Origin of the sequence: Mastigocoleus testarum BC008, from assembly GCF_001456025.1 — a bacterium.
Classification (GTDB): Bacteria; Cyanobacteriota; Cyanobacteriia; order Cyanobacteriales; family Nostocaceae; genus Mastigocoleus; species Mastigocoleus testarum.
Genome location: NZ_LMTZ01000102.1, coordinates 48,411 through 70,369, shown reverse-complemented (window position 1 = coordinate 70,369; position 21,959 = coordinate 48,411). Strand labels below are relative to the sequence as shown.

The following is a 21,959-nucleotide window of genomic DNA, read 5'->3' as shown; positions in this document are numbered from 1 at the left end:
TAAGGTGTTCCTTGCCAGAGACAAGCAGCGAGTAACAAATAGAATAGCAGTTGAAAAAGTCACTTTCTTGTGTACCGATGCTTAACCCCAGCAGGGAAGTAATCCCGATCGCCTGTGGGAAGTAATGTAATTTGCGGTGTTTGATATTCCACAGGAACATAGTTCGCAAATTCACTATTAAGACGTTTGAGTTGGGTCAAGATAGAAGATGCAATGGTTGTTTTCTTATCTTCACTTGCTTCTACACCCGGAGCTAATTCCACCGCAATAAATAAAAACCGGTTTTTATCTGCATCTTCTCGTACTTGCATGACAAATTTACCAGTTACCCATTCTCTAATTACCGGTTGTTCCAAACCAACGGTGACATTTTCCGGGTAGATATTAGCCCCAAAATAGGAAACTGTAAAATTGGAACGTCCAAAGACATAGACGAAAGGTAAATGACGAATTCCCCTCGCATCGGGGTCTTTACTAATATCCTTTAACTCTGCTATGGGGTCAAAATTCCATTGAGCTAAAAATTCCAGCATCTCTTCATAACTAATTATGCCGCCAGTATCCAAAATGTTGTAACGAATCAAAGGAATTCCATTGTCCCCAGAAAATAATAGGGTTCTATCTTCAACCTCAAAAAAGCGACTGCTGGGATCGTACTGTACCAAAGTTGGTAAACGAGATTCGCCAAACAAAGCCTTAGCAGCATCGGGATTATTAGCTAAAAAGCGGCGAATACAAATACTTAACGGGGTTTCATTACCCAAAACACCAGCATCAGCCGTACCGTAAAGAGATGCACTGTCGTAACAGATATTATCATTACCCAGGCGATCGCCAATTAAACTCCGCCATTCTTCACTAAATACTTCCCCAGCCATGACCAATTTTATTTGATATTGCTGCCAGTTAATACCCTCACTAATACCTGTATCAATTACATTTTTGAGAAATGGTGGATATCCCAGTAACACAACCTGTTCGAACTGTGGACCGAGTTCTTTTACCACCCGTAGAATTTCCTGTTTGTTGCTACCAGGGGTAATTACAGTAATTGGATAACCCTTACTCGCAAGATAGCGACAGCAACTAGCACTATACATACCTCCAACCCAAGTACCCAAAGCAAAGCAAACAACAGCTAAGGTGCGTTTGGTATCTGCGTAAAAACTGTCGTTGAATATTTGCTCAAACCGGACAGCTATTTCTAGTTCATCTGCAAAAAATCGTCCCCAAAAAGTTGGTTGTCCTGTGGAACCAGAAGAAACCGCGATCGTGTCGCAGCTTTCTAGTTTTCCATCGCGACATAATTGAGCTAAAGGGTAACGACGCAAGTAATTTTGTTTTGTTAAGAGGGGTAAGTTTTGAAAATCTTCAATACTTTGGATCGTTGCGGGATCGATCCCATGTTCCCTTAATAATTCTTTGTAAGCAGGAACACTTGCAACTACATTATGAAATAAATCTAAAATTATCCTATTTGTATTATTTTGGGAATAACCTGCAAGCAATTTTTCTAAAGGAGATTGTAAAAAATTGGTCAATGCTCCAATAGCGCGCTGCTGTTTGTTTTCGTAACTCATAACTCTTGTGACGGTAAGAAATTCCGATTACTATCCTGATGTAGAATCATTCACCATTTATATATACGTTTTATAAATTAACCAATGACCAATTAACAGTTAATAATTACCCATTACCAATTACCCATCACCCATTACCAATTTACATCCAAATTACGTAATCATAGCTTTAGCTCGTGTAGCAAATAATAAAAACCATTAATACTTTAACGCCATGCACGTATACTGCAGCAAACAACATCCAAATCAGAAAAATCATCGCTTTTGCACTACGTGCGGTGAACCTTTACCATTAAATTCAGGCGAAATTCTCGTTAATCGTTACCGGATTATCTCACAATTGGGTCAAGGTGGTTTTGGACGTACTTACCTTGCTGAAGATTTAATGCAGTCCCATCAAAAGTGTGTGGTTAAAGAATTTGCTCCCCAAGTAGAACAACTAGAAGAATTAGAAAAAGCTAAAGAACTATTTGACAGAGAAGCAGATGTTCTCCGACAACTCAAACATCCACAAATTCCCGGTTTTCACTCTTCATTACAACCAAAGCTGGGAACTAAAGATTTTTTCTTTCTGGTTCAAGATTATGTAGATGGTGAAACTTATTTCGACCTTTCAGTCAATAAGCAAGAACGGGGAGGAAAATTTACTGAAGCAGAAATTATTGAATTATTAAAAAAGATTTTACCTGTTCTTTCTTATATTCATGCTAAAGATGTGATTCACCGCGATATCTCTCCCGATAACTTGATGTTGCGACGCAGTGATAATTTACCAGTACTGATTGATTTTGGTGCTGTCAAGCAATTACCAGCATCAAAAGGTTTTTGGTTTACCCAATTAGCTGCAAACCGCACGATTTTGGGTAAGAAAGGTTATGCACCAGAAGAACAGTTGCGTCAAGGTAAAGTTTTTCCTTCCAGTGACTTATATTCTTTAGCGGTGACAGCTTTGGTCTTAGTAACAGGTAAGGAACCACAAAAGCTGTATGACAGTTATCAGGGTAATTGGCGTTGGGGAGAAATCAAAATTAGCCCCCAATTTGCATCCATCCTCAAGAAGATGCTTTCCTATAAACCTAGCGATCGCTATCCATTAGCTGAGCAAGTACTTAAAGATTTAGAAGTAGCTGCAAACACCAAAGTTACCAATCCTCAAATTAGTAAGATTAGAACAATGGTTGCAGCTCCCCACCGGAAAAAAGTTAGTGCAATTGCAACTCAGTTTAATAATAAAACCCAAGCCGTAGTCCAAGCTTTACCTTTACCCATATGGTTGCGTCCTTTTGCTATTAGTTTAATTACAACTACCGCCATTCTCTTGGTTTTTGCTGGTGTTTGGGCTGCAGTCACCGGCGTAATTAATGCAGTAACTTCAATTTCTTTACCTTCAATTTCACTTCCAAGTTTAGAGTTACCCAAACTACCAGGTGCAGGGAGTTCATCAGATCAGGGGTCGAAGAATCAAAATACATCCCTAGTTAATCGAGTTCTCAGTCGTCGCGAACAATTAGAAATTCCAGATGGCTTTTTCTATACAACCGTCAATCAGATTTTTTATACAGAAAATCCAGAAGCGGAAGGACGCAGCTTAACTTCTTCTGCAGAAGATGCTAAATTGCGTGAAAAATGGTTTGAGAGCGCCCAAGAGTTGTTACAAAAACTTGAACAAGCTGACTTGAGTGTCGCCAACCGTCGTAAACTAGGGAACTATAGCGGCAGAGATTACGAAAATTGGAGGAGACAAATTGAAACAGGTAGATTAGGTAACTATACGACTAACAGACTGGATCGGGATACCAATAACAAGTTTTATCAGTTATTTCCCAATCAATCACGCGAACGACTCGACCAAAAAACATTTGGTCAAATTTGGTACGCAATTGCTGCAGATAAAATTAGTCAACTGGAATCTGGAAACTAAAATCTGGAAACTAAAATCTAATAATTTAGATAGTTAAAATCTATAAATTAAAATTATTAGTCACTTGTCAACGCTAGCTAGTTAAAAAGTATACAAGCAATACAAGTCTTGGGAACTTACATTAGATGTTGTGTGTGCTTACAATGCACATGACGAATGACAAATGACACAATATTAATTATTACCTTAGTAAATGAACCCTAAATATTGCTCTAAAGGACATGGAAACCCCTCTGAAAGCCACTTTTGTCTCCAGTGTGGCGAATCATTGACAAATACACCGGTAAATCAAAGTATCCAGTCAGGACAAACTTTAGATGGTCGCTATTTAATAGTCCGTCAATTGGGTCAGGGTGGGTTTGGTAAAACTTACTTAGCTGAGAATATCAACCGCTTTCACGAAGCATGCGTACTCAAAGAATTTTCTCCTCAAATCCAAACTGACTATGTGATTCAAAAAGCTGAAGAGTTATTTCAAAGGGAAGCGAGTGTTCTCTACAAGCTAGAACATCCCCAAATCCCCAGATTTCGTGAACTTTTACGTACTAATTCTAATGGTAAAAAATATTTATTTTTAGTCCAGGACTACGTAGAGGGAAAAACTTATAATTCTTTATTACAGACAAAATTACAGCAAGGATTGTGCTTTTCCGAAGCAGAAACAATTCAACTTTTACAACAAATATTACCAGTATTAAATTATATACATTCTCTAGGTGTTATCCACCGCGATATTTCTCCAGACAACTTAATTTTACGCTCGAGAGACCAATTACCAGTCTTAATTGACTTTGGTGGAGTAAAACAAGTTGCAGCAGAAGTTGCGTCCCAATACTATCAACCAGGTGCGGGAGTATCTTTACCCCAACCGACTGTTTTGGGTAAAGCTGGATATGCTCCCCCAGAACAAATGCAGACTGGTTTAGTCGCACCCCACAGCGATCTATATGCTTTAGCTGCAACAGTACTTGCGTTACTAACAGGTAAGCAGCCAACATCGCTAATCGATACATATACTTTAAATTGGCAGTGGCGACAAGAAGTGACTATAAGCTCTGCTTTAGGGCATATTTTAGATCGAATGCTCCTTACTTCGCCGACACAACGTTACCAAAGCGCGACGGAAGTACTGCAAGCATTAAATAATTTAAACTTACCAAGTATCGATCCAACTCAAGCACCAAACATTACACCGCAAACAACGCCCACGGAAGCAACAGTAGCTGTATCTCCTGCAGTTAATTCTCCAGTGAAGAAGTCTCCGGCAAATTCGACTTCTCCTCCTCCTAATTTCCCTCCACCTCCATCAAATCCCAGTAAGGGAGTATCACTAGGCATATTAGGAAAAATAATACCTGTTATAGTTATAATCAGTGCGGTGGGTATAGGTGTTTGGGCCGCAAATAGTTTTTCCAGTGGTGATAATATTGTCACACCAACAGAGGAAGAACAAAGAAAAGAACAATTAGATACACGTCGCAATCAACTTGGAATTGATGCAAATTTCTTCACAGCCCTTGTTGAACAAGAATTTAAACGTGAAAATCCCAACTTCCAAGGGGAGAATCTCAACAACATAGAAGATTCCAGTCTGAGAGCAAAAAGAGATAAAATTGCCAGTGAACTATTAGATAAACTATCCACACTGAGCTCCGATGCTCGGCGCAGACTTGGTTTTTATCGCAAAGCAGATCGCGATCGCTGGAAAGTGAGGGTCAATAATATTAATGTTGGTAGCCGTTCCTTATATGATCTAGGAGATGCAGCATTTTTTCAAAAATTTAAATACTTTCCCGAACAACAAGGAAACAGTTTTATAGAAACTCCTATGGGACAAGTATGGCACGGATTTGTTGCTGACAAACTTAATGCGATCCTCGCCCGTAGTGCGTATCAAAAAATTACCTTTGATGTTAATGCTACAAGTAAAACTGTAAGTGGTAATTTTAGACCGGGACAAGGTAAGGTTTTTATTGCTGACTTGCGAAGAGAACAATTAATGAATCTGAAGCTTGATGCGAGTTCGCCTATCTTGCTATCAGTTTATTCGCCTTCTGGCAAAATTAAGTTTTTACAAGATTCTACTCGACGTAACTTATCACTAAAACTTCCAGAAAACGGTTTTTACGAATTTGTCCTTGCTTCTACATCCTCAGAATCCCAAGACTATCAACTCCGCTTAAGCGTAGAGACACCTCCACAACCAACTCCAGACCCCACACCAATAGAAACACCAACACCCAAACCCACACCAACAGAAACACCAACACCCAAACCCACACCAACAGAAACACCAACACCCAAACCCACCCCAACCCCAACAGAAACACCAACCCCAGACCCCACACCAACAGAAACACCAACACCCAAACCCACCCCAACCCCAACTCCAACAAAAACAGTCAACCCCGATCCCCAATTACCAATTACTAATCCTTAATATCTAATCCTTAATATCTAATCCGTAATTCTCAAACCCTATGTTTTATTGGGATTTGAATGAGAAATTCTGTTCCTTGTCCCAATTGAGATTTAAATTGGATTTGACCTTTGTGCTTCTCCACAACAATTTGATGGGAAATCGATAGTCCTAACCCTGCTCCTTGACCCACATCTTTGGTAGTAAAAAAAGGTTCAAAAACACGTTTACTGACAAATTCTGGCATTCCTAAACCATTATCGGTAATTTTGACTAAAACACTGTCATCAATAACTTGGGTAACAATGCAGATCGATAGAGGAATTTCCGGACATTCAGTACCAGCATTCAAATGCTTTTGCTTAATGTTGGCAAACTTTTGTTCTAGAGTATCGATGCTGTTTGCAAGGATATTCATAAAAACTTGATTGAGTTGGGCGATATAGCATTCAACCAATGGTAAGCGATCATATTTTCTGACTACCTCAATTCCTGGATATTTACCATTAGCTTTTAACCGGTGCCCTAAAATCAGTAAAGTATTATCCAATCCTTCGTGGATATTTACTGCTTTTAACTTGGATTCATCTGCACGAGCAAAGTTTCGCAGTGAAAGCATAATCTGATTGATACGTTTTGCTCCAATTTCCATGGAATAGAGCATTTTTGGTAAGTCTTCATTAATGAAGTCCAAACCAAGTCCTTCCACTTGTTCCTGAATGCTAGACAATGTATCGGGAGAATTTGCGCGGTAAATATTTATTGTTTGTAATAACTGTTGGGCGTATCTCCTCATATGAGTAAGATTACCAAGAATAAAATTAACAGGATTATTAATTTCATAGGCAATACCTGCAAGTAATTCTCCTAAACTTGCCATTTTTTCACCCTGAATTAAATAATCTTGGGTTTGTTTGATTTCTTTTAAAGCTTCTGCAAGTTGTGTGGCTTGATCTTTGGTCTGCTGGAGTAATTCTCCTTGTTGAATCGCAACTCCTAACTGCACCCCGACTTGAGCAAGTAAATCCACCTCTTCATCTTTCCAAACCCGTGGATGGGAAGTTTGATAAGCGACTAATAAACCCCACAATTTATCACCTTGAGATATGGGAACAAAAGTTTCGTTACGTGGTAGATTATTATCATCCGTATCCGACATCGCCGGCATCATTAGTGGTTGCACAGTGGCTGAAGGTTCCCAACCATGTTTAAATGAATCTGCAACAAATTTCCCCCTCCAATTGGAATCAAAGCGATAGATTGCAACTCGATCAACTTTAAGTAACTCTCTTACTGCTTCGGTCGTAGTCTTAAAAATTGTTTTAATATCAAGTGACTGACGGATTTTATCTACAGTTACAGCTAACAATTTTTGTCGTTCCATCGCCTTAGTGCGTTCTTTAACTTGTGCTAGCTCGACTGCTTGGACTTGGACTTGCTGTAAATATATATCTTGTTTTAAGGCTACCCCCAATTGTTCGGCAATTTGATAAGCAAATTCAATTTCGGAAGGTTCCCATTCGCGAGGTCCGCTACATTGATGGATGCACAATAACCCCCATAATTCACCCTCTTTAAGTAAAGGTGCAACAATATTTGCACGAACTTGGAATCTTTCCAAGATTTGTATATAACAACTTTTAAACTCATGCTGATAAATATCAGCGATCGCATTTACCCGACCTTGGCGATAAAGAGGAGCAAAATTTTCACTGAAACAATGATCGTAAACTTTATCTCTGATTGCGGAATTAAAGCCTAAAGCTACATCCTCGTATATAAATTCTCCTTCCCAATTATTTTTAGGATCGAAACGGAAAATTCCCACCCGGTCTGCTTTGAGTAACTGACGAACTTCCACAACAGTAGTGTGAAAAATAGTATCTAATTTCAAAGACTCCCGAATTCGGCTAATTACACCGGTCAATGCTTTTTGCTGCTCGGTTTGATATCGAGCTTGATTTAAATGCTCAGCTTGTTGAATTGCAACTGTTAAATGATCAGCAATTATTTTGACGAATTCGATTTCAGAATTTTTCCAGTCACGGGTTTCGCTACATTGGTGAATGCACAATAATCCCCATAATTGCTTATTCTTAAGCAAAGGGAGCACTAAATTCGCTCTGACTTGAAATTTAGCTAAAATGTCCGCGTGACAAGGACTCAGCCCTGCTGCATAAATATCAGCAATAGCTTGTATCCGACCTTGCGAATAATGAATGGCGAATTGTTCTCCAAAACAGTGGTCGTAGACTTTTTGTTCTATTGCTGAACCCCAACCTTCTGCAACATCTTCAGAAACAAATTCTCCTTCCCAATCTTTTTCTGGATAAAACCGGAAAACTCCGACCCGGTCAGCATTTAGCAATCGGCGTACTTCTGTCGCAGTGGTTTGGAAGATGGTATCCAAATCCAATGACTCTCGAATTCGCTTAATCAATCCCGCTAAAGCTTTTTGTTGTTCAATGTGGTCTTGAAATTGAGCTATGGAAAAATCTAGTTGTTCTTCAGCTTCTATTATGAAATAAGGTTGCATAAGTAGTGATAATTAGTGTTTTGCAAGGTTTTCTAAACGAGCTTCGTTCAATTCAGCCAAATTGTTAATCAGCTAATTTATTAAATTAAACGCACCTGCAGACAGTTTCTTAGTAATAGTTATGCGAGCAATGTAAACCTTAGATATGTAAACCTTAGAAAAATTAGGATTTAAACCTATATCTGTATATGCTAGCTTGTGATTACGTAGCATAACCGAACGGTGCAGCAGTGTAGCTAAATGAAGTATAAACACCACAGACTCTAATTTTTTCAATAATTTTGTACTGCAAGATGTCAAGAAATACGAATAATTAAATATGCACAATTTGAACGAAAATTTCTTCGATGTGGTTCATAGATAATATTAATGTGCTAATTTAAATCATTTAATACTTAGAGTTCTTATAAATATCTATTTTCAAGGGATAAATTGCTTATCTTTTTTATAAGATGAATGCTTTTTAATGCCGATCAAAAAGTCGAAAATATACATATGCTGAACCAAAATGGGAACTATAAATAGCCTTGAGAGTCAAATTTTTAGATTTAAATATACATCAAGCTTTCTTGCCAAATGTAATTATTGGTTTGCTATTCTATTGCCTTTCAATAGCAAAAAACAGTAATCGCTCTAAAAAAACAAAATAATTTGTTATATAAAATCATTAAAATATTTTTAATGAATGTGCAAAAAAACTGCTTTTAAAAGTGTATCTTTTATTTTACTAAAAAAATAATATTTTTTTAAGATTTATTACCATTTCTTGAAGTAGTTTGGTTTTTATTTATTTTGTCATAATTAAGTATCCTCCCTGAATCTATTAATCATTTAATGTATAAACAATTTAATACACAAGAACTATGAAAGCTAGACGCACGTAAGTGAAATTACTTGCAATGTTAGCATTGATTTGATGGTTTAAACAAATTAAGAATAGTTTCAAAATTCTTCTCTTTGATAATTATTAATTGTCCCTGTTTTTAACTTAAAAGCCAACTTTCGTAGTGAATTTTTATGTAATTCTTGCTGTTGAACTGGAGCAGTAAAAGTAATTACTAATTCTGACAAACCGCATCTACCAATCGATTTACCTATGTCCAAAAACAATCATTTATTATTATGATAAATATTTAAAAAACTAATTTAATTCTGTAGAGGTAAAGCATAAAAAGTGCCCAGGCTCTTTCTAAAACCCAGGCAGATATAAGAAAACATAATAATTAATTATGCAACTGCTGATAAATATAATGCCTTCTCAGGTAAGAAGGATGATTGTCAGTATATTTAATTACAATTGAACTTGCTAGTAATAATTACTCATTAACGTGGGCAATACCTAAGGTATGCTTACGCACTTGTACGCGCGGCGCGCCCCATCCCCAATACCTACGGCTAGAGCCTAGCCCGCAGCGTCGTCGGAAAAGAGAGGCTCTAGCTATAGCTGTGTACCTACGGAGGATCCAGAGCCGCGCAGCTCCTATGGGTCGGCTCCGGTACGTTTTCCTCAGTCCGCTAACATTACTTATTGCTCAACTACTACCAGCCTGTTTGACAGGAATTTCAACCATAAACTCTGTTCCTTGTCTTGGTTTGGAAGAGCATGTCATTTGACCATTATGCTTTTCGTTGATAATTTGATGAGAAATTGGTAACCCCTTTTCTATATTTCGAGTATCTGATTCGCTATTTAATGAAGAATCAAAAATATATTCACGTAAGGATTCAGCAATTCCAAGACCATTATCAGTAATTTCGATTCTAATTTTGTCGTCTTTCTCTTGAGTTTTAATCCAAATGTATAGGGGAATTTGGGGACAATCTGTTGATAGATTTTGATATTTCTGTTGAATTGCTTTAAACTTCTTCTCTAAAGAATCAACATTATTGTTAAATATACTCATGAATACTTGATTAAGTTGGCTAGAATAGCCTTCAATTAATGGTAGTTGAGCATATTTTTTGATAACTTTAATGCCTGGGAAATCCTCACTCCTTTTCAATCGATGTTCTAAAGTTAACAACGTATTATCCAATGATTGATGAATGTCTACTGATGTTAATTCAGCTTGATTCGGACGACAAAAATTTCGTAACGACATCATTATTTGGCTAATACGATCCACCTCGTTTTCCATCGAGTCGAGGGTCTTTGGTAAATTGTCATTGATGAAGTCCAAATTGGACTGGACTTTCTTTAAATAAGCATCATGTTTGAATGTTACCGTCAATTGATCTGCAATTTGACTAACGAATTCAATTTCAAAAAATTCCCATTCTCGGGGTCCACTACATTCATGAATGCAAAGTAAACCCCATAATTCACCTTCTTTGAGTAAAGGAGCAACAATATTTGCTCGTACTTGAAATCGTTCTAAAATTTGTATGTAGCAATCTTTAAAGTCTTGTTGGTAGATATCGGCGATCGCATTTACTCGACCTTGACGATAAAGAGGTGCAAAATTTTCACTGAAACAGTGGTCGTAAACCTTTTCAGCAACCGCTGAACTCAAACCTTCAGCAACATCTTCGTAAATAAATTCTCCTTCCCAGTTATTGTCAGCATCAAAACGGAATATTCCTGCTCGATCGGCTTTAAGTAGTTGACGTACTTCTTTGACTGTAGTTTTAAAAATGCTATCCAAATCTAAATACTGGCGAATTTGAACGATCGCGCTAGTTAAATCCTTCTGCTGCTGTGCTTGATTCTGAGCTTCTACTAGAAGTTCATTATGTTGCAAAGCAACTGCTAGATTATCTGCAATTTGTTTGACAGATTCAACTTCTTCTGATTCCCAATCCCGTGTATTGGTACATTGATGAATGCATAACAAACCCCATAATTTACCCTGCTTAAAGAGAGGAACAAGCAAACTTGCTTTAACTTGAAGTTTAGCTAAAATTTGAGCGTAGCGTTGTTCTTTGAGGTTGACTTTCTCAATATCTACAAAGGATTCAATTTCGCCTGTATGATGGGATTCTTCAAAACAATAGTTGTAGTACTTTTCCGTAAAAACAGAATTAAAACCCTCAGCGACATTTTCATAAATAAATTTTCCTTGATAATCCTTTTGGGGATCGAAGCGAAAGATTGCAACTCGATCAGCTTTCAACATCTGTCTAACTTCCGCTACAGTCACTTGAAAAATTGTATCTAAATCCAGAGACTTACGAATACGGATGAGTGCATTAGTTAAGACTTTTTGTTGTTCTACTTGATGTCGAGTTCGAGTTAATAGCTCGTGATGTCGTAGTGCTACACCAATTTGTGTTCCCACTCGTGCGAGTAGATCGATCTCATACTGCAACCATAATCTTGAAGAGGTATTTTGATAAGCTGCAATTATTCCCCAAAGTTTATCTCCCTGAAAAATCGGAGCAGTGGAAAAGGCTTTAGCACCAAACTGTTCCAACAAAGTAATATGACAATCAGTTAATCCTGCTTGATATATGTCATCAACAGAGAATGTTTGATTGCGAACATAGCGTCCCCCTTGGGTTTTTTGTAAATAAGTATCATGGACGGTTGGTTGGACGCCAACTAAAGCATTAAAACCTCGAGCAAATGACTCAGAAACAAAATCCCCACTCCAGTCGGGATTAAACTGAAATATAGCTACGCGATCGGCTTGTAATAACTCCCGTACATCCTGAGTTGTAGTTTGAAAAATTGAATCAATGTCAAGTGACAGACGAATTTTTTCAATAATCTGCGCTATCACTTCATCTCTTTGAGCTCCCTGAACTAGTTTTGTTCCCTGGGATTTTACCTTGTTCAAATGCTCAGCTTGTTGAATTGCAACAGTTAAGTGTTCGGAAATTAGTTTAACAAATTCAACTTCAGATTTTTTCCACTCGCGAGTATCGCTACATTGATGAACGCATAACAGTCCCCATAATTCATTTTCTCGGAGTAGAGGAACTACCAAATTTGCTCTCACCTGAAATCTGGCTAAAATTTCTGCGTGACATTTACTTAATCCTGCTGAGTAAATATCTGCAACAGCTTGACATCTACCTTGGAAGTAATGCGCTGCAAATTGTTCTCCAAAGCAGTGGTCCTGGACTTTCGCTTCGATAACTGAATCCCAACCACTTGCAACACTTTCAGAAACAAATTCTCCCTCCCAATTGTTTTGGGGGTAAAACCTAAAGACAGCAGTTCTATCACAATCCAGTAAATTGCGTACTTCCTTAACAGTGGTTTGAAAGATAGTATCCAAGTCGAGCGATTTTCTAATTCGCTGAATTACTCTTGCTAATGCTTTTTGCTGTTCTAGTTGTTCTTTAAGTTGAGCGACGGAAAAATTTAGGTTTTTTTCTACTTTTGTTGAGTTGTTGGGGTAGGCTTGCATAGGGTTTAAAAGGAGAAAATTTTTCTATATTGAGTTTCTTAGAGATCGGTTAATAGGTATTGAGTCAAACAATTATTTCGCTGTCATTACAGCGAAATAATTGTTATTACTTTTCTATAGAAATTAAGTTAGCATCACTCATACCAAAAAATAAAATTTTTCTCCTCTTGCTGACCTTTACGGTCTTGAATAAGGAGTAACCGTTGATAGGGTAAATATTCTAAAATTCTTTATTTCCCTTATTGAGACCCAAGTCTTACAATTTCTAATTTTTTAAATTATTTTGTGGTGTAATACGTCAAATAACATACTTATACCAATTTGGAAAAATAATGAGACAGATAGATTTTGTAGAGACGTTGCAGAGCCTGCGGCGTCGGCGTTAGCCTCTGCAACGTCTCTACCGGAGAATCTGTTGCAATGATTTATTGAATTGGTATTACCTCAGGCAAACTATCGATAAATCATTTGTTTTTATATACAAGCTTTCTATTAACAGTATAGCTGCACCATACACTATGTTTTACATCGTATAAATAGTAATTTCATGTATTTGAGTGCGCTCATGTACATGAAGACATACTAGGGTAACTTGAGTTACTATTTGTTGCGAATAAATGTATTTTAAATATACATTAACATTATAATTCAGTATAAAAATTAACTTTTAAATATGTTATTTTTAAGCAATTTTTATATAAAACCCTACGCTGATAATAGGCTTATTAGTTATATTTATTACTTGTTGAAATTATGTTCAGCTTTATTTTACTTGAAGTCAATCCCTTGATTTTTATTGTTAATAAAGGAAAAACTATAACTTTTTTGTGAAAAGCGAACTAACATCATAGATCCAATTAAAATCAAGAAAGTAAAATAATTATCAACACTTATTCCAAAATAATTACTTTATGAATGATGCTTAATGGGGATTTCAATTAGAAATTCTGTTCCCTGTCCCAGTTCAGAAGAGCATTTAATTTGACCTTTGTGTTTTTCAACCACTATTTGATGGGAGATAGACAATCCTAATCCTGTTACTTGACCTAATTCTTTGGTGGTGAAAAGGGGTTCAAAAATCCGTTGGCGTACAAATTCGGGCATCCCCAAACCATTATCGGTAATTTTAATCGTAACTTTGTCACTAATCAATTGAGTGATAATGCAGATAGATAGAGGAAGATCGGGATTTTCTGTATCAGATTTTGGGTATTTTTGTTTTGTGCTTATAAACTTCTGATCCAAAGCATCAATGCTATTTGCCAAGATATTCATGAACACTAAGTTTAATTGGGCACAATAGCATTCAACTAAAGGTAATTTGCCATAGAGTTTAATAACCTTAATTCCTGGATAGCGTTCATTTTTTTTCAAACGATGTCCTAAAATCAGTAAAGTATTATCTAATCCTTCATGGATGTTGACTGTTTTTAATTCAGCTTCATCTGTTCGATAAAAGTTTCGTAATGAAATTACGATCTGATTGATGCGTTTTGCTCCAAGTTCCATAGAGTAAAGCATCTTCGGTAGATCTTCTGTTATGAAATTTAAATTAAGCTCTTCTACTTGCCCTTGAATATTTAATAATTTATCTGGAGAATGTTCGCGGTACCTATTTACCATCTGTAGTAGGTGTTGGGCATATTTCCTCATGTGAGTGAGGTTGCTGAGAATAAAATTAATTGGGTTATTAATTTCGTGGGCGACACCAGCAAATAATTCCCACAAACTTGCCATCTTTTCACCCTGGATTAAATAATCCTGAGCTTGTTTGATTTCCTGCAAAGCATTAGTAAGTTGTGCAGCTTGATCTTTGGTCTGCTGGAGTAATTCTCCCTGCTGAATTGCAATTCCTAACTGCACTCCAACCTGGGCTAGTAAATCGACTTCTTCATTTTTCCAAACACGTGGTTGGGAAGTTTGATTAGCGACTAGCAAACCCCATAACTTCTCACCCTGAGATATGGGAACAAAAATTTCGTTACGTGGAAGATTTTCATTATCCACGTCTAAAAAAGTTGGCATCATTAATGATTGCGAGTTTGATGGGGGTTGCCAACCATCCTGAAAAGAATCTGCAACAAATTTTCCCCTCCAATTCGAATCAAAACGATAGATTGCAACTCTCTCTACTTTGAGTAATTCTCTTACTGCTTGGGTCGTAGCTTTAAAAATAGTTTCAATGTCAAGTGACTGACGGATTTTATCCACAGTCGTAGCTAACAACTTCTGTCTTTCCATCGCTTTGTCACGTTCTTTAGCTTCTGCTAGCTGAACAGCTTGTGCTTTGACTTTTTTCAAGTAAGAATCTTGTTTTAAGGCAACTCCCAATTGTTCGGCAATTTGATATACAAATTCAATTTCGCTATTTTTCCATTCTCTGGGTTTACTACATTGATGAATGCACAGGAGTCCCCATAACTCACCTTCTTTAAGTAGAGGTGCAACAATGTTTGCACGAACTTGAAATCTTTCCAGGATTTTTATGTAGCACTCTTTGAAATCATGTTGATAAATGTCAGCGATCACGTTCACTCGACCTTGGCGATAAAGTGGTGCAAAGTTTTCACTAAAACAGCGATCGTAAACTTTCTCCGTAATTGCCGAGCTAAAACCTAAGCCCACATCTTCATGGATGATTTCTCCTTCCCAATCATTTTCTGGGTCGAAACGAAAGATAGCTACCCTATCTACCTGAAGCAATTGACGTACTTCCACAACAGTAGTTCGAAAAATAGTGTTGAACTTAAGAGATTCCCGAATACGAGTAATTACTGCGGTCAATGCTTTCTGTTGCTCTGTTTGGTACTCGGCTTTTGCTAGTAACTCATGATGGCTTAAAGCAACACCCAACTGAGAACCAACCTGGGCTAGTAAATCAACTTCATCAGCTTGCCATGTTCTAGGACTAGAATTTTGATATGCGCCAATAATTCCCCACAGTTTATCGCCTTGCAATATTGGAGCAGTAGTAAATGCTTGAGCTTGAAATTGTTCTAACAAGGCTATATGACACTCATTAAGCCCGGCTTCATATATATTATCAACTGTTAAAATCTGATTATTGGCGTAGCGCCCTCCCTTTGTCTCCTGTAGATAGGTGTCATTTATTACTGGATATGCTCCAATTAAGGATATCCAATGTTCATCAAATGATTCTGCAACAAACTTACCACTCCAATCAAAGTTAAAACGGAATATAGCAACGCGATCAACTTGGAGAATATGTCTTACTTCTTGTGTGGTTGTTGAAAAAATAACATCTATGTCAAGTGACTGACGAATTTTTTCAACTATTTTAGATATTACTTTCTGGTGTTGAGCAGCCTGAGCAAGCTTTACTGTCTGTAACTCTACTTGTTGGAGATACTCAGCTTGTTCGATTGCAAGAGTTAAATTATTGCAAATTGATTTAGCAAATTTAACCTCGGAATTTTTCCACTCGCGGGTATTATTACATTGATGAATACATAATAGTCCCCATGCTTTATCATTTTTGACTATGGGAACTACTAAATTAGCTCTTACTTGAAATCTACCCAGAATTTCTACATGAGAATCGCTTAACCCCGCAGCGTAAATATCTCTAATTGCTTGCGTCTCTATTTCAAAATGGTGAAGGGCAAATTGTTCTCCAAAGTTGCGATCATAAAGTTTTTCTGCTATTACTGAACTCCAACCTACCGCAACATCTTCACAAATAAATTCTCCTTCCCAAGTTTTCTCAAGATAAAACTGAAATACTGCGACTCTGTCAGCATTTAATAATTGTCGTACTTGAGTAGTAGTAGTTTGGAGTGTAGTACTTAAATCGAGGGGTCTTCGAATTTTCCCAATCGCGTCCATCAGAACTTTTTGCTGTTCTAACTCCTCTTGAAGTTGAGCAATGAAAGTATCTTGCTGTTTTTCTATTTCGCTTGAATATGACTGCATAGTTTCTAACATTAGATTTTTCTACAATAGTTTTGAAAAGCAAGCGTTTTTGATTTAATATTAGATGCGGTTAAATTGAATTGTAGATAAATTATTAGGTTTATATTATTGAGTTTTTTAATCTAGCTGTTTAAATTAATAATGATTAGCTTCCATGTTTTATAGATTTTCAACTCTAGGAAGAAGTAAATAAATCATATATTTATAATTAATGAAGGTATAAATATATTTGTATTATCATGCATTAATAAATATTATTACTTGTCTAAAATTATTGCCTGTCCGATTGATGAAATTAGATAAAGTTATTTTTCTGCATACATGCTATCTTCTCGGTAAATAGGTACAAAAAAACCTCCTTAGCAATAACTAACATTTATGTAAAATTATCTTAATAACTACACTTAGCTACGAGGTAATTTGAAAATAGAATTGGCTTCAAGATAAATTAAATTAATGAACTTTCATAATTTACTAGGATTAAAATTATGACTTTTTCAAATTTAGAATGTTAATTATGTTTGCTATTTTACCTTTTTTGTAATTTATGATAGTTCAATCTTCTCATACATAATAATATTCTTTTTCTGAAATGTCATCTAAATACAGTTCAAATATTTCAGGAATATCATAATATGTATGATGAAAATACATACAAAACCTTAATGATATCAGCATAAAAAACTCGACAAAAAGTATCTCAAAACACAAAAAAAAATAACGTTAAATAATTACAGTCAAAAGTTATGAAAAAAGTATTTTAAACTACAAAAAAAATACAAACAATGCATAATTAGATGAGAAAGTAAATACATCCAATTAAATGATTTTTTTGGTAAAGAAATATGTAATTACAAACTTGCACATTAAAATCAAATAATGTTTGCATTTGTCTTTGCTACTTTGACAAAGAGTAAATATATTTTGACTGATCTATTTTCTTTTTACGAGCACAAGTGAAGCATTGCGATCGCGTTTATTTGTTTTTTATAACAAATAATTATCAGTTGAGTTTTATTACCGATAGGGTCAAGTCAAGAAAAGTAGCTTTTAGAACCCAACTAAAATAGCAAAAAATATTTAACCAAAACTTCAAGAATATTTGTCAAGCATCCACATCAATAAAGTTTATAGATTTCCTAAGCTTGTAAATATCTCAATGTATGTTGATCGTTTATCTAGCAGGCAAATAAAAAAATATACATAAATTAGCAAAAATAATGTCATAATAGTTATTCTGTGTACTTGCAAACCACAGAATTTCAAGTAAAAGAACGAACTTGAAAGCAAAGAAATAGCCATAGTGCATTTGATGCCGAAGGTTCATACAAGCCAGGTTATTGCAATCTAAAGGTGAACTAAAAATTGAACAATCCATCTAACGCGCCAAATAATCAGCCTTTGGTTCCTGTTGGTAGCCACTGCATCCTCGAACTTTACGAATGTCCAAATCATTTGCTCAATGATTTTGAGTTTATTAGTCAAGCATTAGTAGCAGCAGTCAAAGAAGCCAAATCTACACTCCTTAAGGAAGTAACACATCAGTTTGAGCCTTATGGAATAACGGCTTTAGCACTTTTAGCGGAATCTCATATTTCCGTGCATACATGGCCCGAAATTGGTTATGTGGCGATAGATATGTTTACCTGTGGCGAACATGCACAGCCAGAAAAAGCTTGTAATTATCTGACTAAAGCTTTTCAAGCAAATAAGCATGTATTGTTGACTCTTCCAAGGGGTAGAATCTCACCAGAAATTCAACAACGTTTGGAAGAAAGCTTGGTGGTGACACAAGTTTAATTGGATACTTACCGTACCAATACTAGGCGATCAAGATAATGTGGGAGTAAAAATAGAAAAATTTTTTCTAGCTATTGAGATTTTTCTGAGTTCCCCCATAGATAATAAACTGTCCCACGTCGCCTTTTCTCACAGCTTTGAAAAAAGAATTTTCCAGAGGTTTTACGATATCATAGGCTGTGCTTTTGGGAGGTTAATTAACAGTAATTATGAAAACCACAAGGATTCACCACGTAGCAATTATTTGTTCTGATTACAAACGTTCCAAGAAGTTTTATACCGAAATTTTAGGTTTTCAGATAATTAACGAAATTTTTCGTTCCGAAAGAAATTCATATAAACTTGATTTACAGGTGGGCGATAATAGCCAAATAGAATTATTTTCTTTTCCAAATCCTCCCCACAGAGTAGATCGACCAGAAGCTTGTGGTTTGAGGCATTTAGCTTTTGAGGTTGATAATATTGATGAAGCTGTAAGGGAATTAAAGTCTCAGGGTGTTGAAGTGGAAAAGATTCGTGTTGATGAAATTACAGGCAAAAAATTTACTTTTTTTCAAGATCCCGATCGCTTACCGTTAGAAATTTATCAGAAGTAGGGATTGGCGACTAGCTATTAGAGGTTGAGCTTATCTTTTTTTCTTAGCTTTCCATGTACCCCCATACAAATAAAAGGGGTTATTGGAACTTACCAGGTTCCAGCATTCAGAACAAACAAATGCCCAGTCCCCATTTTCTTCGTACTTTACTCGATATAAAATCGGTGCAGACTGACTGCACCGACTACAAAATTTAGTTCTAAGCTGACGTCCCATACTCTCATGTCAGCGCAGATGCTTGGGGTTTAGCAAAAATCATCCTTCCTGCAGAAGTTTGTAATGCACTGGTAACCACTACTCGAAGTTCTCCACCCACGTAACTGCTTCCTTCTTCAACTACGACCATTGTTCCATCTTCCAAGTAACCAATACCTTGGGACGGTTCCTTACCTTCTTTGAGTATTTTGATGTCAATGTTATCACCAGGTAAATATGTGGGACGAACCGCATTTACCAAGTCATTAACATTTAAAACTGGAATTTTTTGCAGGCTGGCAACTTTAGAAAGATTATAATCGTTGGTTAAAAGCGTACCACTGATTTCTTGAGCAAATTTGATTAGTTTTGCATCTACTGTGGCAATATCTGCATAGTTGACAGGATTAATCACAATCCGTTCGGGATAATCTGTTTTAACCCGGTTAAGAATTTCTAATCCTCGTCTTCCCCGCACTCGTTTTTGGTCTTTGCTAGCATCAGCAACTTGCTGCAGTTCTTGCAAAATAAACTGAGGTACGATGATTTGACCTTCTAAAAATCCAGTTTCTAGCAGTGTTTCAATACGACCATCGATAATACAGCTTGTGTCAAGCACTTTAGTGGAAGCAGGTTTTAAAGTTCCTTCTACAACCATGCTTTCCAACGTGTTGGGATTGATTAATCGTAGTAAACCCCTACCATGGGTGTCAGCCAGGTTCATTCCGGTATATGCCAGAATAATTGAGCCAACAACAGCTATTAATGGTTTAATAAAACTAAAATCATTGGGGATCGGAATTAAAAACAAAGGAGCTAGCATTAAGTTTGCTAGTAACAGCCCAATTACTAAACCAATTGCCCGAGTCAGAATAGCTTCCAGGGGCATTTCTCGGACTTGTGACTCCAAACGACGGTAGCCTGTCTGAAATCTCAGCCCTACAGCACCCCCGATAATAGCCGCAAAAGTAGCGACCACTAAACGTAAAGCGTCTAAATTTGTTACTCCGTCTAAAGAACCGTCAGGCAGTAAGTCAGTACTGTAGAATCCTACACCTGCTGCTGCCAGGATAAATGAAAAAATGATAATGGCGTCAAGCATAAATTATATTGCTTTGTTACAGCGCTGTTACCCGACAAAGTGAGGTATTTTTTGTATCATCTAATTAGATGTTATTTAAGAATATTTACACTCTGAATTCGGGTGACTTTAACAGTCTCTGCAATTATTATAACCTTCATAGTTTTATGCTTTATACTTCTCTTCTATTTATGTAAAAAGGATAGAAAAGGATAAAAAACACCAAATTATAAATATTTTCTTGCTTATTCTCTCAAACAAAAAGATGTTTGAATTTTTTTTTCAAAATGAATCAAAAAGTAACTTTTTCTCAGCAAATACCAACTTCTGTTTACGTACACATTCCTTTTTGTCGGCGGCGTTGTTTTTATTGTGACTTCCCAATTTTTGTCATAGGCGATAAATTACGTGGTGAAAAATCAGGTACTATCTCCCAATATGTGGAAGTATTGTGTCAAGAAATTACTGTTGCAAGGACTTTTGAGCGACCAATAGAAACTATTTTTTTTGGTGGTGGGACTCCATCTTTATTATCTAGTAAACAGTTACAAAAAATACTTAACATTATTCAGGAAAGATTTGGGATTGCTACAAATGCTGAAATTTCTATGGAAATAGATCCAGGAACTTTTGATTTATTACATTTGCAAGGCTATCGTGATGCTGGAATCAATCGAGTAAGCTTGGGAGTACAAAGTTTCACTGAGAATTTATTACAAGCTTGTGGTCGTTCCCATTCTGTAAAGGATATTTTTGCTGCGGTTGATTTGATTCGTCAGGTGGAGATCCCAGAATTTAGTATGGATTTAATTTCGGGTTTACCACATCAAACATTGGATATATGGCGCGAATCTTTAGAAAAAGCGATCGCAATTGCACCAACCCACATATCGATATATGACCTAACAATTGAACCCCAAACAGCTTTTGGTCGTTATTATCAACCTGGTAATAAACCTTTACCGGAAGATGAAATAACTGTAAAAATGTACCGCATGGCACAAAATACTTTAACTGATGCGGGATACGAGCATTACGAAATTTCTAATTATGCCCGTTCGGGACACCAATGTCGGCATAATCGAGTTTATTGGGAAAATCGCCCTTACTATGCTTTTGGGATGGGAGCAGCTAGTTATGTTGAGGGTAAACGTTTCACTCGTCCCCGTAAAACGAAAGAATATTATGCTTGGGTGGAAAATGGCTGTGTTGTGGATTGTCAAGAAACTCCCACAGATGAAGTTTTGCTGGAAACTTTAATGTTGGGTTTACGTTTGGCTGAAGGGGTAAGTATTGCAAGTATCAAAAAACAGTTTGGACAAAATAAGGTGGATAAGATCGATCAAATTTTGCAACCTTATGTTGAGAAAAGTTGGGTAGAAGTTGTCAAAGGAAGATTGCGCTTGACCGATCCGGAAGGTTTTTTATTTTCAAATGTGATTTTGGCAAAGTTATTTGAAAAGTTATAGCACTACGCGAAAGTCGATTACTTCTCATTAAATGCGTAGGGGAAGGGAAAGCAAGATTAATTACCGATATATAG

Annotated in this window: 11 protein-coding genes; 5 read left to right on the top strand and 6 right to left on the bottom strand. The window is 36.5% G+C overall.

Annotation, left to right across the window (positions count from 1 at the left end):
- Positions 1-59: 59 nt before the first annotated feature.
- Positions 60-1,580 carry a phenylacetate--CoA ligase family protein gene (locus BC008_RS23880; protein ID WP_027844820.1) on the bottom strand — a complete coding sequence of 507 codons (1,521 nt, stop codon included), beginning with the start codon at positions 1,578-1,580 and terminating at the stop codon, positions 60-62.
- A gap of 214 nt (positions 1,581-1,794) precedes the next feature.
- Between BC008_RS23880 and BC008_RS23875 the strand changes: the two genes are divergently transcribed.
- Both BC008_RS23875 and BC008_RS23870 read left to right on the top strand, forming a co-directional pair.
- Positions 1,795-3,501, top strand: coding sequence for a serine/threonine-protein kinase (locus BC008_RS23875; RefSeq protein WP_027844821.1), 1,707 nt, complete (start codon positions 1,795-1,797; stop codon positions 3,499-3,501).
- A gap of 193 nt (positions 3,502-3,694) precedes the next feature.
- A complete protein-coding gene (locus tag BC008_RS23870) occupies positions 3,695-5,941 on the top strand; it encodes a serine/threonine-protein kinase (RefSeq protein WP_027844822.1) in 2,247 nt (748 codons plus the stop codon).
- Between the two features lie 31 nt (positions 5,942-5,972).
- Here BC008_RS23870 and BC008_RS23865 read toward each other — a convergent pair whose 3' ends face one another.
- The 4 genes from BC008_RS23865 to BC008_RS23855 form a co-directional block, all read right to left on the bottom strand.
- Positions 5,973-8,456, bottom strand: a complete 2,484-nt coding sequence (locus tag BC008_RS23865) for a GAF domain-containing sensor histidine kinase (protein WP_036266655.1) — start codon at positions 8,454-8,456, stop codon at positions 5,973-5,975.
- Between the two features lie 942 nt (positions 8,457-9,398).
- Positions 9,399-9,560 (bottom strand): hypothetical protein, encoded by a 162-nt coding sequence (locus BC008_RS49665; RefSeq protein WP_161938152.1) that lies wholly within the window; start codon positions 9,558-9,560, stop codon positions 9,399-9,401.
- A 428-nt stretch (positions 9,561-9,988) separates the two neighbouring features.
- On the bottom strand, positions 9,989-12,811 hold the full coding sequence (locus BC008_RS23860; RefSeq protein ID WP_027844823.1) for a GAF domain-containing sensor histidine kinase: 2,823 nt from the start codon (positions 12,809-12,811) through the stop codon (positions 9,989-9,991).
- A 909-nt stretch (positions 12,812-13,720) separates the two neighbouring features.
- Positions 13,721-16,744 carry a GAF domain-containing sensor histidine kinase gene (locus tag BC008_RS23855; protein ID WP_027844381.1) on the bottom strand — a complete coding sequence of 1,008 codons (3,024 nt, stop codon included), beginning with the start codon at positions 16,742-16,744 and terminating at the stop codon, positions 13,721-13,723.
- 1,365 nt (positions 16,745-18,109) lie between these two features.
- Between BC008_RS23855 and speD the strand changes: the two genes are divergently transcribed.
- Positions 18,110-18,544: an adenosylmethionine decarboxylase gene (gene speD / locus BC008_RS23850; protein ID WP_027844382.1), complete on the top strand. Its 435-nt coding sequence runs from the start codon at positions 18,110-18,112 to the stop codon at positions 18,542-18,544.
- A gap of 209 nt (positions 18,545-18,753) precedes the next feature.
- Positions 18,754-19,140 (top strand): SMU1112c/YaeR family gloxylase I-like metalloprotein, encoded by a 387-nt coding sequence (gloA2, locus tag BC008_RS23845; RefSeq protein ID WP_027844383.1) that lies wholly within the window; start codon positions 18,754-18,756, stop codon positions 19,138-19,140.
- 220 nt (positions 19,141-19,360) lie between these two features.
- Here the strand turns inward: gloA2 and BC008_RS23840 are convergent, their stop codons facing one another.
- Positions 19,361-20,437, bottom strand: coding sequence for a PIN/TRAM domain-containing protein (locus BC008_RS23840; protein ID WP_027844384.1), 1,077 nt, complete (start codon positions 20,435-20,437; stop codon positions 19,361-19,363).
- Positions 20,438-20,703: 266 nt separating this feature from the next.
- On the opposite strand from BC008_RS23840, the gene hemW reads away from it, so the two are divergent.
- Complete coding sequence (hemW, locus tag BC008_RS23835; protein ID WP_027844385.1) at positions 20,704-21,885, top strand: radical SAM family heme chaperone HemW; 1,182 nt, start codon at positions 20,704-20,706, stop codon at positions 21,883-21,885.
- The last annotated feature ends 74 nt before the right edge of the window (positions 21,886-21,959 follow it).